We start from the raw sequence: 16499 nt of genomic DNA on the forward strand, positions 1-16499 counted from the left end.
ATGAATAAGCTAATCGCTTTTTTAAAAGAACGAAAAATCACAGAAGTCGAATGTGTTATCAGCGATATGACAGGTATCGCCCGCGGAAAAATTGCCCCAGTGGATAAATTCCTCGATGAAAAAGGCATGCGCTTACCCGAAAGCGTGTTGCTGCAAACCGTGACCGGTGACTTTGTCGACGATGATATTTATTACAGCTTGCTCGACGATGCCGACATCGATTTTGTCTGTGTCCCCGATGAAAATGCCGTATTTATGCTGCCTTGGACCATTGAAGCCACTGCTCAAGTGATCCACGATTGCTACGACAGAATGGGCAATCCCATCGAATTATCGCCACGTAACGTATTGAAGAAAGTGCTTTCGCTATACGAGCAAAAAGGCTGGGAGCCAGTCATTGCACCTGAAATGGAGTTTTATCTTACCAGTCGTAGCGATGACCACGATTTACCCCTTAAGCCACCAATTGGCCGCTCGGGCAGACCCGAAGCGGGACGTCAGTCTTTCTCGATTGATGCGGCTAACGAATACGACCCGCTTTTCGAAGATATGTACGACTGGTGCGAGCTGCAAGGTTTAGATATCGATACGCTGATCCACGAAGACGGCCCAGCGCAAATGGAGATTAACTTCAGCCACGGTAATCCATTATCTCTTGCGGATCAGGTGTTTGTATTCAAGCGCACCCTGCGTGAGGCGGCATTAAAGCACAATGTGTGCGCCACCTTTATGGCTAAACCTGTGACTGATGAGCCAGGCAGTGCCATGCATATTCATCAAAGCGTGATTAATAAGGAAACGGGCAAAAACATCTTCACCAATGAAGACGGTACTCAAAGCCCATTATTCCTAAGCTACATCGCTGGTTTACAGAAGTTTATTCCTGAACTCCTGCCGTTGATGGCACCTAATGCCAACTCGTTCCGTCGTTTCTTACCGGGCACCTCTGCGCCAGTAAACTTGGAATGGGGCGTTGAGAACAGAACCTGCGGCCTGCGTATTCCTGAGTCTTCACCGCAAAACCGCCGCATTGAAAACCGTATTCCTGGGGCGGATGCAAACTGCTATTTAGCCATCGCGGCGAGCTTACTCTGCGGTTACATCGGTATGGTGGAAGGGTTAAAACCTTCAACACCAGTGCAGGGTAAATCGAACGAAAGCCGTAGCAACAATCCACATTGCCTGCCGTTAACCTTAGAAGAAGCGTTAGCGGCGATGGAAGAGAGCGATGCCTGTAAGGAATATTTAGGTGAAGCCTTTACCACCGGCTTTGTGGCGGTTAAACAGGCCGAGCTTGAAAACTTCCGCCGTGTCGTGAGTTCGTGGGAGCGTGAGTTCCTGTTACTCAGTGTGTAATTTGCACTGTTTTTGTTCAAAACTGTCACGGCCTTAACGGGTTTAGGGTCAAGATAGTGGGAATATTTGAACAATCAGTAAAAATACTCTGTACCAATTCGGTGAGTTTGCTTAACTTTGGTGCAGAGTGCTTTTAAATTGAAATGCTTACGTATGCTTTACGGTAACTGAGTCGCGCAGTGAAATCTCATTCAATGAACTCAAAGCGATGATGATTTTGTACCTTGGTTGCCAATACATAAATTTATTTGAATGAGGCGATTTGTAACTCGCTGTTAGTTAAGGTTTAAAAGAGTTTTCCTGAGATGGTTTCAGCGGTTTTTCTAGGGGCTTGAGGCATTTGCCTGAATGTTGCAAGATGTAGGGCGTACAAATATCTAGTCTTTTTTTGTGCTTGTTAATGCAAGTGGGTAAATCGACAAATTTGGCATGAAATCTGATACTCCCATTCATTGCAGCCACCTAGAGATGAAGGCATTATGGTGCTGTAGAGACTGCCGATGCGGTTTTTAAGGTGTAGCATTGGTCGAGAATAACAACAATAACCGAGCAGATGGTCGGTGACACAATTTCAGAATTGTTAAAGGCAATTCTGCTACCCGAGAAAGGAGAAAGCATGAAGCTATTTAATAAGATGACGACTTTGGCTTTAGTAACCGCGGGCGCCCTCGCAAGCGTTGCTGCTCAAGCTGAAGAAGTAGTGCGCGTATATAACTGGTCTGATTATATCGCCGAAGATACCTTAGAAAACTTCAAGAAAGAAACGGGCATTCGGGTGATTTACGATGTGTTTGATAGTAACGAAGTGCTGGAAGCCAAGTTACTGTCTGGCCGCAGTGGTTACGACATCGTGGTTCCATCTAACCATTTCCTCGCTAAACAAATTAAGGCTGGCGCATTCAAGCCGCTAGACCGCTCTAAACTCAGCAACTTTAAAAACCTCAATGCCGATCTGATGAAACAGTTAGAGAAGGCTGATCCTGGCAACCAATATGCTGTGCCTTACCTTTGGGGTACCAATGGTATCGGTTACAACATCGATAAAGTGAAAGCCGCAGTGGGTGAAGATGCGCCATTTGATTCAATGGAGCTGATCTTTAACCCCAAATATGCTGAAAAAATCTCTAAGTGTGGCTTTGCTATGCTGGATTCGGCTGATGATATGGTGCCACAGGCGATGATCTATTTGGGTCTTGACCCTAACAGCACGAAAGCCGAAGACTATGAAAAAGCAGGTGAATTACTCGAAAAAATTCGCCCTTACGTGACTTATTTCCACTCATCACGCTATATCTCTGATCTCGCAAACGGCGATATCTGTGTGGCATTCGGCTTCTCTGGTGACGTATTCCAGGCTGCGGCCCGTGCCGATGAAGCGGGTAACGGTAACAAGATTGGTTACTCGATTCCAAAAGAAGGCGCGAACCTGTGGTTCGATATGTTAGCTATCCCTGCGGATGCGGCTAACGTTGAAAATGCTCACAAACTTATCAACTACTTACTTCGCCCTGAAGTGATTGCGCCTATCTCTAACTATGTGGCTTATGCGAACCCTAACGACCCAGCACAGCCTTTAGTAGATGAAGCGATTCGCAATGACCCTGCGATTTATCCGCCAAAAGAAGTGTTGGATAAATTGTATATTGGCGAAATCCGTCCATTGAAAATCCAACGCGTATTAACCCGCGTCTGGACCAAAGTGAAGTCTGGCCAATAATCGAGATGGGGCAAGCATTGCTTGCCCCTTTTAATCGCACAGACATTGCCTTGCTCCTTGAGCATTCGGCCTACAGATTTTATCTCTATTCATTAATTCATTGTGTAAATCTCAAGTATTGAACGCCTTGTCGCATCAATACTCGGGTGGAGAAGTACTATGGCAAGCACCTCGGGCGTCACCAACAAACCCACTACAAAGACGCAAGAAAAAGTCCTGCTTAAGATTGAGCGGGTCAGTAAATTGTTCGACGATGTACGCGCGGTTGACGACGTATCATTGACGATTAATAAAGGTGAGATTTTTGCTTTACTTGGGGGCTCAGGCTCGGGTAAGTCGACCTTATTACGTATGCTCGCGGGGTTCGAAAGACCGACCTCTGGGCGGATTTTTCTCGATGGTGAAGATATTACCGATTTGCCACCCTACGAACGTCCCATCAACATGATGTTCCAATCCTACGCGCTCTTTCCCCATATGACGGTCGCGCAAAATATCGCCTTCGGTTTAAAGCAAGATAAGTTACCCAAAGCGGAAATTGAGCAAAGGGTACAAGAAATGCTCAAGTTGGTGCATATGGAACAATATGGCAAACGTAAGCCGCATCAGCTTTCCGGCGGTCAGCGTCAACGGGTGGCGTTAGCCCGCTCCCTCGCGAAACGTCCTAAGTTATTGCTACTCGATGAGCCTATGGGCGCACTGGATAAAAAGCTGCGTACTCAGATGCAGTTAGAAGTGGTTGAGATTCTTGAGCGTGTTGGCGTGACCTGTGTAATGGTGACCCATGATCAGGAAGAAGCCATGACCATGGCGGGACGCATTTCGATTATGAGCGACGGTTGGATTGCCCAAACTGGCTCACCTATGGACATTTACGAGAGTCCAAACAGCCGCATGATTGCTGAATTTATCGGTTCAGTGAATCTCTTTGGCGGCGAGATTGAAGTGGACGAAGTCGACCATCTCATCATTAAACCCAATGATTTAGCCCAGCCTTTCTATGTGGGTTACGGGGTAACGACCAGTGCCGAAGAAAAGCATGTGTGGTTAGCGGTACGCCCCGAAAAAACCATTATCAGCCGTGAGCAACCTGAGGGCGAGTACAACTGGGCCAAGGGCATAGTGCATGACATCGCCTACTTAGGTGGCATTTCGGTGTACTACATTCGCCTCGAAAACGGCCAAATAGTGCAATGCAGTATGACCAACCGTGAACGCCGTGCCGACCATGCGACATGGGATGATGAAGTGTTCATCAGCTGGGAGGACACCAGTGGCGTGGTGTTAAGATCATGAAGATGAAGTCAAAACTAAAATGGCTTAAGGGACGTTTCTGGACGATTAGCTTCCCCTACGCTTGGCTGTTGTTGTTCTTCGCCTTGCCCTTTGCCATTGTTCTTAAGATCAGTTTTTCGACGGCGGCGATTTCGATTCCGCCCTACGAGGCGACCTTCCAATATGCGGATGATGTATTAAACATCTTTCTGCATTTAGGTAATTATTTGATGTTACTTGATGATTCGCTGTATTACACCGCGTATCTCAGTTCATTAAAAATGGCGCTCATTTCGACCATTGGCTGTTTGATCATTGGTTATCCCATGGCCTATGCCATTGCCCGTGCGCCAGCAAGGTTGCAAACCGTGTTGTTGTTATTGGTGATGTTACCTTCTTGGACCTCGTTCTTGATCCGCGTTTATGCTTGGATGGGGATCTTAAGTAACACGGGGATTATCAATAACACATTGATGTGGTTAGGAGTCATTTCTGAGCCATTGCAAATCTTAAACACTAACATCGCCGTCTATATCGGGATTATCTACGCCTATTTGCCCTTTATGATTTTGCCGCTGTACGCGACCTTAGTGAAGTTAGATATGAGCCTGATTGAGGCTGCATCTGACTTAGGGTCGAGCCGTTTAAATACCTTCTGGAAAATCACTTTCCCATTATCTAAGAGCGGGGTGATTGCAGGTTCTATGCTGGTGTTTATTCCTGCGGTAGGGGAGTTTGTGATCCCTGAGCTGCTCGGCGGCCCAGATTCTCTGATGATAGGTAAAGTGCTGTGGCAGGAATTCTTCAATAACCGTGACTGGCCTGTGGCCTCATCACTGGCGATTGTGATGCTGGCACTCTTGATTATTCCTATTACCTTATTCCATCGCTATCAGGCGCGTAGTTTGGAGAAAGACCTATGAAAAAGCTGAGTTTTTCTTCGGTGATGCTGTGGTTCGGCTTGTTCTTCTTGTACGCACCTATGTTGATCCTAGTGATTTATTCGTTTAACGAATCTAAGTTAGTGACAGTGTGGGGCGGGTTTTCACCTAAATGGTACGGTGAGTTATTTGCCGATCAGCAAATTCTCGATGCGGTGTGGACCAGCCTTAGGATTGCGTTTTACAGCTCAACCATGGCGGTGATTATCGGTACTATGGCCGCCTTTGTGATGACGCGATTTAAGCGCTCGTGGGCCAAGCTCACGTTGTCGAACATGATCACTGCGCCTTTGGTTATGCCTGAGGTGATCACGGGTCTGTCATTGCTACTGTTATTTGTGCATATGGCGGATCTCTTAGGTTGGCCAAAAGAGCGCGGCATGGTGACCGTTTGGATTGCCCACTCGACCTTCTGTGCGGCCTATGTGGCTGTGGTGGTGTCGTCAAGATTGCGTGAGTTAGACATGTCAATCGAAGAGGCGGCAATGGATTTAGGCGCAACGCCGCTTAAGACCTTCTTCCTGATTACTGTGCCCATGATTTCACCGGCATTAGTGGCGGGCTGGTTGTTATCCTTTAGTCTGTCACTCGATGACTTAGTGATCGCAAGCTTTGCCTCAGGCCCAGGCGCGACCACCTTACCTATGGTGGTGTTCTCCTCGGTGCGTTTGGGGGTATCGCCTAAGATCAACGCCTTGGCGACACTTATTATTCTATGTGTGTCGTTAATCGCTTTCTTGTCTTGGTATATGGCAAGACGCGCCGAAAAACGTGAGCGTATGCCGCTGAACTAATAAGTGGTGCTATAACACAGAGTGAACAAACACAGAGCGAACACACACTGAGTTGTTTGCTCCCGCGAAAGGATGGCCTTGATCGCCAAGGCCATCCTTCTCTCTGCCCTCCAAGTCTTCTTATCTGTGCCTCCACAGTAATTTTCAAATCCGTTTAAGGCATCAAGGACACTTTGTTTGAAATATCAAACATTGTGTAAATTATTGTGCTTTTATGGCTAGCGTTTCCCGATTTGAAGGTGTAGGATGTGATAGTTGTTTAAAATAATGAACATAAAAATCAAGGGAACATCATGTCAGCCATACCTCACACTGGATCATATTATGCGGCATCGGCCAACGATAAGGTTGAGCGCGCGCGTTTACAGGAATCGATTGAAGCCGATGTTTGTGTGATTGGCGCGGGGTACACAGGCCTGTCTGCCGCACTGCATTTACTCGAATCGGGTTTTAGTGTGGTGGTGCTCGAAGCGGCGCGAATTGGCTGGGGCGCCTCGGGGCGTAATGGCGGACAAATCGTCAACAGCTATAGCCGTGACATTGATACCATTGAAAAAAACGTTGGCAAAGAACAAGCCAAGCTCTTTGGACAAATGGCCTTCGAGGGCGGACGCATCATCCGTGAACGTATCGCTAAGTACAACATTGACTGCGATCTAAAGGATGGCGGCGTATTTGCGGCGATGAACGAAAAGCAGATGGGCCATTTACGCCATCAAAAGCAGTTATGGGAAAGCCATGGCCACATGGGCAAGCTTGAGCTGCTCGATGCAAACAGCATTCGTTCTGTGGTAAATACTGAGCGCTATGTCGGCGGTATGTTAGATAAGAGCGGCGGCCATATTCATCCGCTGAATTTAGCCTTGGGTGAAGCCCGTGCGGTAGAATCCCTCGGCGGAAAGATATTTGAAGACTCAGCGGTGCTGCGGGTCGATGAAGGCGATAGCCCTGTGGTGCACACCGCTAAGGGCAGTGTAAAAGCCAAGTTTGTGGTGGTGGCGGGTAACGCTTACCTCGGTAAACTCATGCCTGAATTGCAAGCCAAATCTATGCCCTGCGGCACCCAAGTGATCACCACAGAGCCCTTGGACGAAGAGTTGGCTGCAAGTCTGTTGCCCCAAGACTACTGCGTCGAAGACTGTAATTATCTGCTCGATTATTTCAGGCTGTCTGGCGATAAGCGTCTGATCTACGGCGGTGGTGTTGTTTATGGTGCCCGCGATCCTGCGGATATCGAATCCCTGATCATCCCGAATATGCTCAAAACTTTCCCGCAGTTAAAAGGGGTTAAGGTTGATTATGCCTGGACGGGTAACTTTTTATTGACCTTATCGCGTTTGCCACAGGTCGGCCGTATTGGTAAAAATATCTATTATTCACAGGGTTGTAGCGGCCATGGCGTCACTTATACCCACTTGGCAGGCAAGTTAATTGCCGAAATGCTCAATGGTCAAGCCACGCGTTTCGATGCTTTTGCGGCGCTGCCCCATTACCCCTTCCCCGGCGGTCACGCCTTACGTGTGCCTTTTAGTGCGCTGGGGGCATGGTATTACAGTCTAAGAGATAAATTAGGTATCTAATTTATATAAATTTTTATAAGAGGTAAGGCATTACCTCGCCGCGAGAGGAATTTCCTGTGTTGTTAAAAGACCCGAGTCTGCTGCGTCAGCAATGTTATATCAATGGTCAATGGTGCGATGCGCAGTCAAAAGAAACTGTCGCTATCGCCAATCCCGCGACGGGCGCGGTGATCGCCAGTGTCCCTGTGATGGGGCAAGCCGAAACGCAAGCGGCGATTGCGGCAGCCGAAGCTGCCTTGCCCGCATGGCGAGCACTTACCGCAAAAGAGCGTGGTGCCAAGCTGCGTCGCTGGTTTGAATTACTCAATGAAAACAGTGATGACTTAGCGCTAATGATGACCACTGAGCAGGGCAAACCCCTCGCCGAAGCTAAGGGTGAAGTCACCTACGCCGCCTCCTTTATCGAATGGTTCGCCGAAGAAGCGAAGCGCGTCTATGGCGATACGATTCCTGGGCATCAGGGCGATAAACGTATCATGGTGATCAAGCAGCCCGTGGGCGTGACAGCGGCTATTACTCCTTGGAACTTCCCTGCGGCGATGATCACCCGCAAAGCCGCGCCAGCACTGGCTGCCGGTTGTACTATGGTGGTGAAACCTGCGCCGCAAACGCCTTTTACCGCATTAGCCTTAGCCGTGCTTGCCGAGCGTGCCGGGATCCCCGCGGGTGTGTTCAGTGTGATCACTGGCGATGCTATCGGTATTGGTAATGAGATGTGCAGCAACCCAGTCGTGCGTAAGTTGTCTTTCACCGGCTCGACCCAAGTGGGTATTAAGTTGATGGAGCAATGCGCGCCGACTCTGAAAAAATTATCTTTAGAATTAGGCGGTAACGCGCCATTTATCGTATTCGACGATGCCAATATCGATGCGGCGGTTGAAGGCGCCATGATCGCTAAGTATCGCAATGCGGGGCAAACCTGTGTCTGCGCTAACCGCATTTATGTTCAGGCGGGCGTGTATGATGAATTTGCCTGCAAGCTCAGCATTGCCGTGGGCAAATTAAAGGTGGGCGAGGGGATTTCTGAAGGCGTCACTACGGGCCCGCTCATCAATCGCGCGGCGGTCGAAAAAGTCCAGAGCCATCTTGAGGATGCGCTGAGTAAAGGGGCATCGGTGGTTGCGGGCGGCAAGCCCCATAGTTTAGGTGGCAACTTCTTCGAGCCCACGGTACTGACACATGTCGATAGCAGTATGCGTGTCGCCCGTGAAGAAACCTTTGGTCCACTGGCGCCGCTGTTTAAGTTTACCGATGTTGACGATGTGATTAAGCAAGCCAATGATACCGAGTTTGGCTTGGCGGCTTATTTTTATGGCCGTGATATTTCACTCGTGTGGAAAGTGGCCGAGGCATTGGAATACGGCATGGTGGGCGTCAACACTGGGTTGATTTCCACCGAAGTCGCGCCGTTTGGCGGAATGAAATCCTCAGGACTTGGCCGAGAAGGCTCTAAGTACGGCATCGAAGAATATTTAGAAATCAAATATATCTGTATGTCTGTTTAAGCATCAGTTTGGAATAGACCGCCAGTGGTAGCCCTTTGGGCATAGGCATTGTTATCGACATTTGTGTATAGCCAAGTTAGGCACGCGAGCAAGGAATACTAAATGAGCACAACCAATGATTCATTGATGGCACGTCGCCAAGCCGCAGTCGCAGGCGGTGTTGGTCAAATTCATCCTGTTTTTACTGCTCGCGCCGAAAACGCGACCGTGTGGGATGTTGAAGGTCGAGAGTTTATCGATTTTGCGGGTGGTATTGCTGTGCTCAACACTGGGCATTTACATCCTAAGGTGAAGGTGGCCGTTGCGGCGCAGCTTGAGGACTTCTCCCACACCTGTTTTATGGTGCTTGGCTACGAAAGTTATATTCAAGTCTGTGAAAAACTCAATCAGTTAGTGCCGGGGGATTTTGCCAAGAAGACGGCCTTATTCACCAGCGGCTCAGAGGCGGTTGAAAACGCGGTTAAAGTGGCTCGTGCATACACTAAGCGGGCGGGCGTGATTGCCTTTACCTCGGGTTACCATGGTCGCACTATGGCGGCGCTGGCATTAACGGGAAAGGTCGCGCCTTACAGTAAAGGTATGGGATTAATGTCGGCTAATGTGTTCCGCGCCGAGTTCCCCTGTGTGCTGCACGGCGTGTCCGATGATGATGCGATGGCCTCTATCGAACGTATCTTTAAAAACGATGCCGAGCCGAGCGATATCGCGGCCATCATCCTCGAGCCTGTGCAGGGTGAGGGTGGATTCTATGCTGCATCGCCAGCCTTTATGCAGCGTTTACGTGCGCTTTGCGACCGTGAAGGTATTATGTTGATTGCCGATGAAGTGCAAACGGGGGCGGGTCGTACCGGGACCTTCTTCGCCATGGAGCAAATGGGTGTGAGCGCCGATATCACGACCTTTGCTAAATCCATTGCCGGTGGTTTCCCTCTTTCAGGTATTACGGGTAAAGCTGAAGTCATGGATGCCATCGGTCCCGGTGGCCTTGGCGGTACCTACGGCGGTAATCCGCTGGCCTGTGCGGCAGCGCTTGCCGTACTTGAGGTGTTTGAAGAGGAAAAGCTGCTTGAACGTGCCAATGCAATTGGCGAGCGCATTAAGTCGGCGCTAAATACTATGCAGGTTGAACATCCTCAAATCGCCGATGTGCGTGGTCTAGGGGCGATGATCGCCATTGAATTGATGGAGGATGGTAAACCTGCTCCTCAGTACTGTGCCCAAATCTTAGCCGAGGCAAGAAACCGAGGATTGATCCTCCTCTCCTGTGGCACTTACGGAAACGTGCTGCGTATATTGGTGCCATTGACAGTGCCAGATGAGCAGCTAGGAGCGGGGTTGGGCATTCTTAAAGCCTGCTTCGATGCCGTGTTAAAAGGTTAATAGCCATAAAAAATCCCGCTTAGGCGGGATTTTTTATGGCGTGGTTTAACGCTTAAGTTCCTTTTATCTCCATCAGGATTTGCAGTGCGCGCTCACGTTTGTCCTGATCATACAAATCGTTGGTAAAGATAAACTCATCGACACCCAGCTCCCTCACTATCATCTCTAAGCGGTGCTTGATGGTGGTGGGGCCTCCGGTGACGGATAAGCCTAAGAAGTTATCGACATAGGTTTTTTCCTGCTCGCTCCACAGGCCATCCATGCTCTCCACGGGCGTTTTTAACCACAGCGCTTCACCACGGATCAGCGCAAGTACCCGTTGCTTGGAGGTGGTGCTCAGGTATCCGGCTTCGGCGTCCGTCTCGGCAGCGATTAGTGGCAGGCCAAGCATGACATAGGGCTTATCCAACACCTTAGATGGCTTAAAGTTGCGGCGGTAAATCTCAATCGCATCGTAGAGGAATCTTGGCGCAAAATGCCCTGCAAAGACATAGGGTAAGCCACGCTGCGCCGCAAGCTGGGCGCTAAACAGGCTCGAGCCGAGTAGCCAAATCGGTACATGGGTGCCTTCGCCGGGAATCGCTCTAACGGGATGGTGGCCATTGTAGTCGCCGAGTAAGGTTTGTAACTCGCTCACCTCGGCGGGAAATTGCTCCGCGCGGCTCATATCGCGGTTAAGGGCGCGGCTGGTAATTTGATCGCTCCCTGGCGCGCGGCCAAGCCCTAAATCGATACGCCCAGGATAAAGACTTTCGAGTGTACCAAACTGCTCGGCAACCACTAGGGGCGCATGGTTGGGCAGCATAATCCCGCCCGCGCCAACGCGAATGCGTTTAGTATTCTCGGCAATATAGCCAATTAATACCGATGTCGCGGCGCTGGCGATACCGGGCATATTGTGGTGCTCTGCAAACCAGAATCGATTAAAACCTAAGTCATCGGCAACCTTAGCGTATTGCAGGCTGGCGCGTAGCGTGTCTCCGATACTGGCGCCATGGCGAACCGGGGCAAGCTCTAACAGTGAAAAGGGAATATCCGCCAGGGGAGATTTAGCCGCAGGTACAGCCTGCGATGGGGCGGCGGATGAGGTTGATGTGGATGATGTAGCCATAAATTAAGCGCCTCTTTGCGTGAGTCAGCTCTGTGGCAGCGGCTTTATTTGGCCGCCCACGGATGAATGTGGTGGGTACTAAAGCGATTGTTCTGTCAGTGCTGATGAAGTCTTACCCTAGGATATGGTGACGTATCAATGATAAACAAGCTCAAGGCTTGAGCTTAACACTGAGTTAAAATTGGAACCGAACATCTTAGTTTTTGCAAACAGGAGCGAAAGCCTTATCCCAAGCAGATGCATGAAAAATCGGCACAGAAAGTTCAGATTGTTTGGTGATGAGCAGTAACCTAAAGGTATAAAAAAACTGCCGCAAGCGTGGCTTGTCGGCAGTTTTTATCATTCACATATAACTTATGTGAGTGAAGGATTATTGCTCGGCTTTCACATCACGTAGTGAGGCCGCCGCGTTATCATCAATACTGTTATGGGCGTGATGACTTTCGGTCAAACGGCGCATCAGCGGTAATACGGCTAAGGCGATAAAAGTACAGACCACGGCAGCAATACCTAATTTATTGAATAGATTGGTATAGACTGGCAGAGTTTGCAGCGGGTCGACTAAGTCCTGTGGCACGCTGGCAAAGTTAGCCACAACGCCGCCCAAGTACTGGGAAATACCCGATGCCACGAAATAGGCGCCCATCATAAAGCCGCCCATGCGAGCCGGTACATAGCGGGCGATCATGGCTAAACCAAGACCACTCACCAGCAGTTCACCGAGTGAGTAAGAGGCATAACCCCAAATCATCACCCAAGAAGAGGTTTTACCCTCAACGGCAAATTGGCCAGCAAAACCATAGATAAAGAAGCCAATCGCGACAACCGCAAAACCTAAGGCGAACTTAGCGGCAATCGAAAAGTCCTTATTATTGCGACCTGCCCATGAATAACTCCAAGCCAACACTGGGCTTAACACCATGATCCAGATTGGGTTCAATGCTTGGAACTGTGCAGGAGACCAAGTCCACAAATGGGTACCAAAGACTTGGAAATCCCAATCGACGTTACGCAGCGCAAACAGGGCCAGAGAGGTCGACATTTGTTGATAGAAGATAAAGAAGAATACCGTTTGCACTGTGAGGATTAGCGCCGCGATAAGGCCGGCACGCTCACTTGGCTCACTGGTACGAATTAAGTGGAAGAAAATCCCTAATACCGCCACACCCGCGGCATACACGAACACTCGAGCAACATCTTCATATTCAAGAATAATGGCAGAAGCAACAACGGAAAGCGCCGCTAATACTAAAACGATAGCCAAGTTCTTCTTATTGACTGGGCGAGTATCAGGCTCTGAGCCATAGTTGGCGAGGCTCTTGTGCATCAGGGCATAGTTACCTAAGCCGACTATTAAGCCCACACAGCACACGGCAAAGGCGGCATGCCAGCCAAATTCGTTACCGTATTGCGCGTTAACATAATCCTTAATCCAAGGTGTTAACAGCATAGAGAAGGTCGAACCTACGTTTACTGCCATGTAGTAGATGGTAAAGGCGCTATCGATTTTAGAATCGTCACCTTCGTAAATCTTACGGACTAAGTTACCCGCATTGGGTTTAAATAGGCCGTTACCGACCACAATCACCCCAAGTGCGGAGAACATAAACCAAGTGTTTTCGGTCGGCACTGTCATCAATGCATAACCTACCGACAAAATCCCCGCACCGAGCAGCATAGTGCGTTTGGTGCCGAGAATTTTATCCCCAACCCAACCACCGATGGCTGGTGACACGTAAATCAGCGCCGCACAGGCACTCCAAACTAAGTTTGCACGGGAGTCATCAAAGCCAAGACGCTGCACCATAAAGTACACGATCAGCGCCTGCATGCCGTAATAACCAAAACGTTCCCATAATTCGATAAGTGACACAGTCATAAACGAATGTGTCTTGCTTACCTGATTGGTACCAAGAGTCATAAAGCTTGCTTCCGTTATTGTTGTTTTGTGTTAGAGGCCAAGAGTATAAGGCGATAGTCTGTGCAAACCAATGCCACAACGCTACAGAATAGACTTTGTTACAAATGAAATGGGCATTTTTAATCTGGAATTAATTTTTGTAAAAAAAAGAGTGCTCAACTCGCGGCGCTTATTGTGAGTTGAGTCATGTCAGAGCATGGCGTTTCACGATAAATATCAAACTCTCAGCTAACCGAAATAATTCTACGATTTGCCGAAAAGGAGTCAGTTAAAAGTTTTACTTACGCTTAACAATTCACTATCTTAAAGGCTGGTAATCTCGTGACTGAGTGCTATTTTTTAAACTGAGAAGCAAAAATAAAAATGAACTAGATCAAAATAATTAGGCTCTTGACCTTCTATTTTTTGGAGTTTACTCGATGAAGCATTTGTCCATCAGTACTAAGTTGTTGTGGATCACTTCCGCCTTATTCCTCTCAATTGTCGCCATTCTCTCCATCAGCCTCTGGTGGACCCTTTCGGACCAAAACACCGAGCTGTCTAATCAGGTTCAAGAGACACTACAAACGGAAACCCGTGACAAACTCGAAGCCCGTGCGGGCGAATATGGTGAGATGGTGGCGGGCTTTATCAATGAAGCCTATCGGATCCCGTTTTCCTTTTCCGGCATGTTGGAGAGCACGGCGGAAGATCTGCCATTAAAGCGTGACCGTTTAGAGCTGGCCGTGGCGGCGGTATTAAAGAAAAACAACCAGATATCCTCCATGTATGCGCAGTTTGAGCCTAATGGTTACGACGGGCTCGACAGTGAATTTTTAAATGTTGAGGTTAGCCACAGCGTCGCATCATCGGGGGCATTGGAGGTGTATTACACTCGCAACGATGATGGTACGGTCGAACATCATCAAGTGGATGACTCAGCTGAGAAATATGTCTCGACCTTAAACGAGTTTGGGATCCGTGAAGCCGAATGGTATCTCTGCGCCAAGGAAACCCTAAAACCTTGTTTAATGGAACCTTATCTCTATGAAATCAGCCCTGGTAATACGGCTTTGATGACATCCTTAACCGTCCCAGTGGTGAAACATAAACAGTTCATCGGGGTGGTGGGCGTCGACGTGAACTTGCCCGTGTTTCAAGCGCTGATTGATAAGCTCTCCAAGAGCCTCTATGGCGGTCAAGCTAAAGTGACCCTACTGAGTACCCGTGGTTTAGTGGTCGCCGCGAGCCATTACAGCAAAAAAGCGCGTCCTCTGAGCGAATCTATCGACCCTAAGCTCGCGTCACAGATAGTCGCGTTACATAAAAATGGCGGTTACATGGCAAGCGATGATGAGATTATCGTGGCCTATCCGATAAAAATCCCACTGGCGAAAGCGGAATGGTCATTGGCCATCCAAGTCCCTAAAGCTCAAGCCTTTAAGAGTTCCATTGAGTTGAATGACAAAATGGATGAAATGGCCACATCCCTTGGCAGCATCTTGTTGATGGTCGGTTTAGCCGTGTCTATTCTGGCCGTGGTTACCATCAGCATAGTGATCCGCAGCATTATTGCACCGCTGAGGATGATCCAAGGCCGTGTTGAACACTTGGCCAGTGCCGATGGTGATTTAACCCAATCCATTGTGGTCGATGCCCATGCGGAACTGATTGCACTGGGTAAAGGCTTTAACTCCTTTATCCATAAGTTAAAAGACTTGATCAGTGAGTTAAAAACGCTCGCGGGACGCACCCAGGAGGAAAGTCTCTCTTCGGCGCAAATTGCGGAATTGACTCGCGATAGTGTCCATCGTCAGTATGGCGAAATCGAAAGCGTGGTAACCGCGGTCAATGAGATGAGTGCCACGGCGCTTGAAGTGGCCAAAGCCTCTGAGCAAACGGCTGCGGAAACCGAAGCCATGTCCCGTAATGTACGCCTCAGCGAAGAGAGCCTGACTAAGGCTATGGAATACGTGACCACAATGTCGCAGGAGTCGATGCAGGCGAAAGTGGCCGTGAGCAAAGTGGCTGAAAGTAGCACCAATATCAGCCGTATTCTCGAGGTGATTAGCTCAATTGCCGCGCAAACCAACTTGCTGGCGTTGAACGCTGCAATTGAGGCGGCGCGGGCCGGCGAACAAGGGCGGGGGTTTGCTGTGGTGGCCGATGAGGTGAGGGCGCTTGCCTCTAAAACCCAAAGTTCGACCGATGATATCAGTGTGCTAATCGATGCCTTGCAGCAAGAGGTGAATAGTGCCTCTGGCATTATTGATAAAGGTGCTGAGCGTGCGCAAATGGCCGTGTCGCAAACCGAGCAAGCGCTCACCTCGCTTAACTCTATGGTCAGTCAGATAGAAGAAATCTCTTCTCAGGTGACGCATATTGCCGCCGCAGCGGAGGAACAAAGCGCGGTCACTGAAGAAGTTAACCGTAATATCACCGGCATTTCCGATTCGGCCTCGGAGCTGGCGCGCCTTGCGGGTGAAGCGCAGCAAAGCAGTGTGGTCCTCGCCGAACTGGTGAAACAGCAGCATCAACAATTAGGTAAGTTAAAGACCTAAATCGAGGGGTCTTGCACAGTGTGCGCAAGGAAAAGGTATCAAGGCGCTTAAGTGGACTTCACTCAGCGCCTTTATTTTTAATCTTATTCTAGCAATAGCCTAAAGAGACAAATCGAAATCGCGTTTGAGTTGGTTATCGGAAATGAAGCGTGTGGGGATGAATGAGTATCGACAGATAACAGACACAAAAAAGCCCATTATTAAATGGGCTTTTTTGTTGAATTGGGTGGTGGCCCCTCACGGACTTGAACCGTGGACCTAACGATTATGAGTCGTGTGCTCTAACCAACTGAGCTAAGGGGCCGACTAAAGGCAATCGTCATTACCTAAAGCGAGTGGCAGTATACTAAGCTTGTTTGCGCTTGTCACCCGTGTTTTT

11 protein-coding genes and 1 tRNA gene are annotated in these 16499 nt (G+C 49.0%); 9 read left to right on the top strand and 3 right to left on the bottom strand.

Going from position 1 to position 16499, the window contains the following annotated elements:
* The 8 genes from CF168_RS05355 (at window position 1) to gabT (ending at window position 10548) form a co-directional block, all read left to right on the top strand.
* Complete coding sequence (locus CF168_RS05355; protein ID WP_011623668.1) at window positions 1-1356, top strand: glutamine synthetase family protein; 1356 nt, start codon at window positions 1-3, stop codon at window positions 1354-1356.
* Window positions 1357-1972: 616 nt separating this feature from the next.
* Window positions 1973-3073: a polyamine ABC transporter substrate-binding protein gene (locus CF168_RS05360; RefSeq protein ID WP_041408839.1), complete on the top strand. Its 1101-nt coding sequence runs from the start codon at window positions 1973-1975 to the stop codon at window positions 3071-3073.
* 159 nt (window positions 3074-3232) lie between these two features.
* Complete coding sequence (gene potA, locus CF168_RS05365) at window positions 3233-4369, top strand: polyamine ABC transporter ATP-binding protein (RefSeq protein ID WP_011623666.1); 1137 nt, start codon at window positions 3233-3235, stop codon at window positions 4367-4369.
* Window positions 4366-5271, top strand: a complete 906-nt coding sequence (locus tag CF168_RS05370; RefSeq protein ID WP_011623665.1) for an ABC transporter permease subunit — start codon at window positions 4366-4368, stop codon at window positions 5269-5271. Before potA ends, CF168_RS05370 begins: the two co-directional genes overlap by 4 nt.
* Complete coding sequence (locus CF168_RS05375; RefSeq protein ID WP_011623664.1) at window positions 5268-6083, top strand: ABC transporter permease subunit; 816 nt, start codon at window positions 5268-5270, stop codon at window positions 6081-6083. The genes CF168_RS05370 and CF168_RS05375 overlap by 4 nt, the downstream gene beginning before the upstream one ends.
* Before the next feature lie 293 nt (window positions 6084-6376).
* Complete coding sequence (locus tag CF168_RS05380; RefSeq protein ID WP_089067233.1) at window positions 6377-7663, top strand: NAD(P)/FAD-dependent oxidoreductase; 1287 nt, start codon at window positions 6377-6379, stop codon at window positions 7661-7663.
* A 56-nt stretch (window positions 7664-7719) separates the two neighbouring features.
* Complete coding sequence (gabD, locus tag CF168_RS05385; protein ID WP_089067234.1) at window positions 7720-9168, top strand: NADP-dependent succinate-semialdehyde dehydrogenase; 1449 nt, start codon at window positions 7720-7722, stop codon at window positions 9166-9168.
* A 102-nt stretch (window positions 9169-9270) separates the two neighbouring features.
* Complete coding sequence (gene gabT, locus CF168_RS05390) at window positions 9271-10548, top strand: 4-aminobutyrate--2-oxoglutarate transaminase (RefSeq protein WP_089067235.1); 1278 nt, start codon at window positions 9271-9273, stop codon at window positions 10546-10548.
* Window positions 10549-10600: 52 nt separating this feature from the next.
* Here the strand turns inward: gabT and CF168_RS05395 are convergent, their stop codons facing one another.
* Entirely contained in the window at window positions 10601-11659 is a 1059-nt protein-coding gene (locus tag CF168_RS05395; RefSeq protein ID WP_240520064.1) for an LLM class flavin-dependent oxidoreductase, read from the bottom strand.
* A 370-nt stretch (window positions 11660-12029) separates the two neighbouring features.
* Window positions 12030-13580, bottom strand: coding sequence for a peptide MFS transporter (locus CF168_RS05400; protein WP_089067236.1), 1551 nt, complete (start codon window positions 13578-13580; stop codon window positions 12030-12032).
* Window positions 13581-13999: 419 nt separating this feature from the next.
* Between CF168_RS05400 and CF168_RS05405 the strand changes: the two genes are divergently transcribed.
* Window positions 14000-16120: a methyl-accepting chemotaxis protein gene (locus CF168_RS05405; RefSeq protein ID WP_089067237.1), complete on the top strand. Its 2121-nt coding sequence runs from the start codon at window positions 14000-14002 to the stop codon at window positions 16118-16120.
* A gap of 227 nt (window positions 16121-16347) precedes the next feature.
* Here CF168_RS05405 and CF168_RS05410 read toward each other — a convergent pair.
* Window positions 16348-16424: transfer RNA gene (locus tag CF168_RS05410), tRNA-Ile, on the bottom strand.
* Window positions 16425-16499: the final 75 nt, after the last annotated feature.

Origin of the sequence: Shewanella bicestrii (assembly GCF_002216875.1) — a bacterium.
In the GTDB taxonomy this organism is placed as follows: Bacteria; Pseudomonadota; Gammaproteobacteria; order Enterobacterales; family Shewanellaceae; genus Shewanella; species Shewanella seohaensis.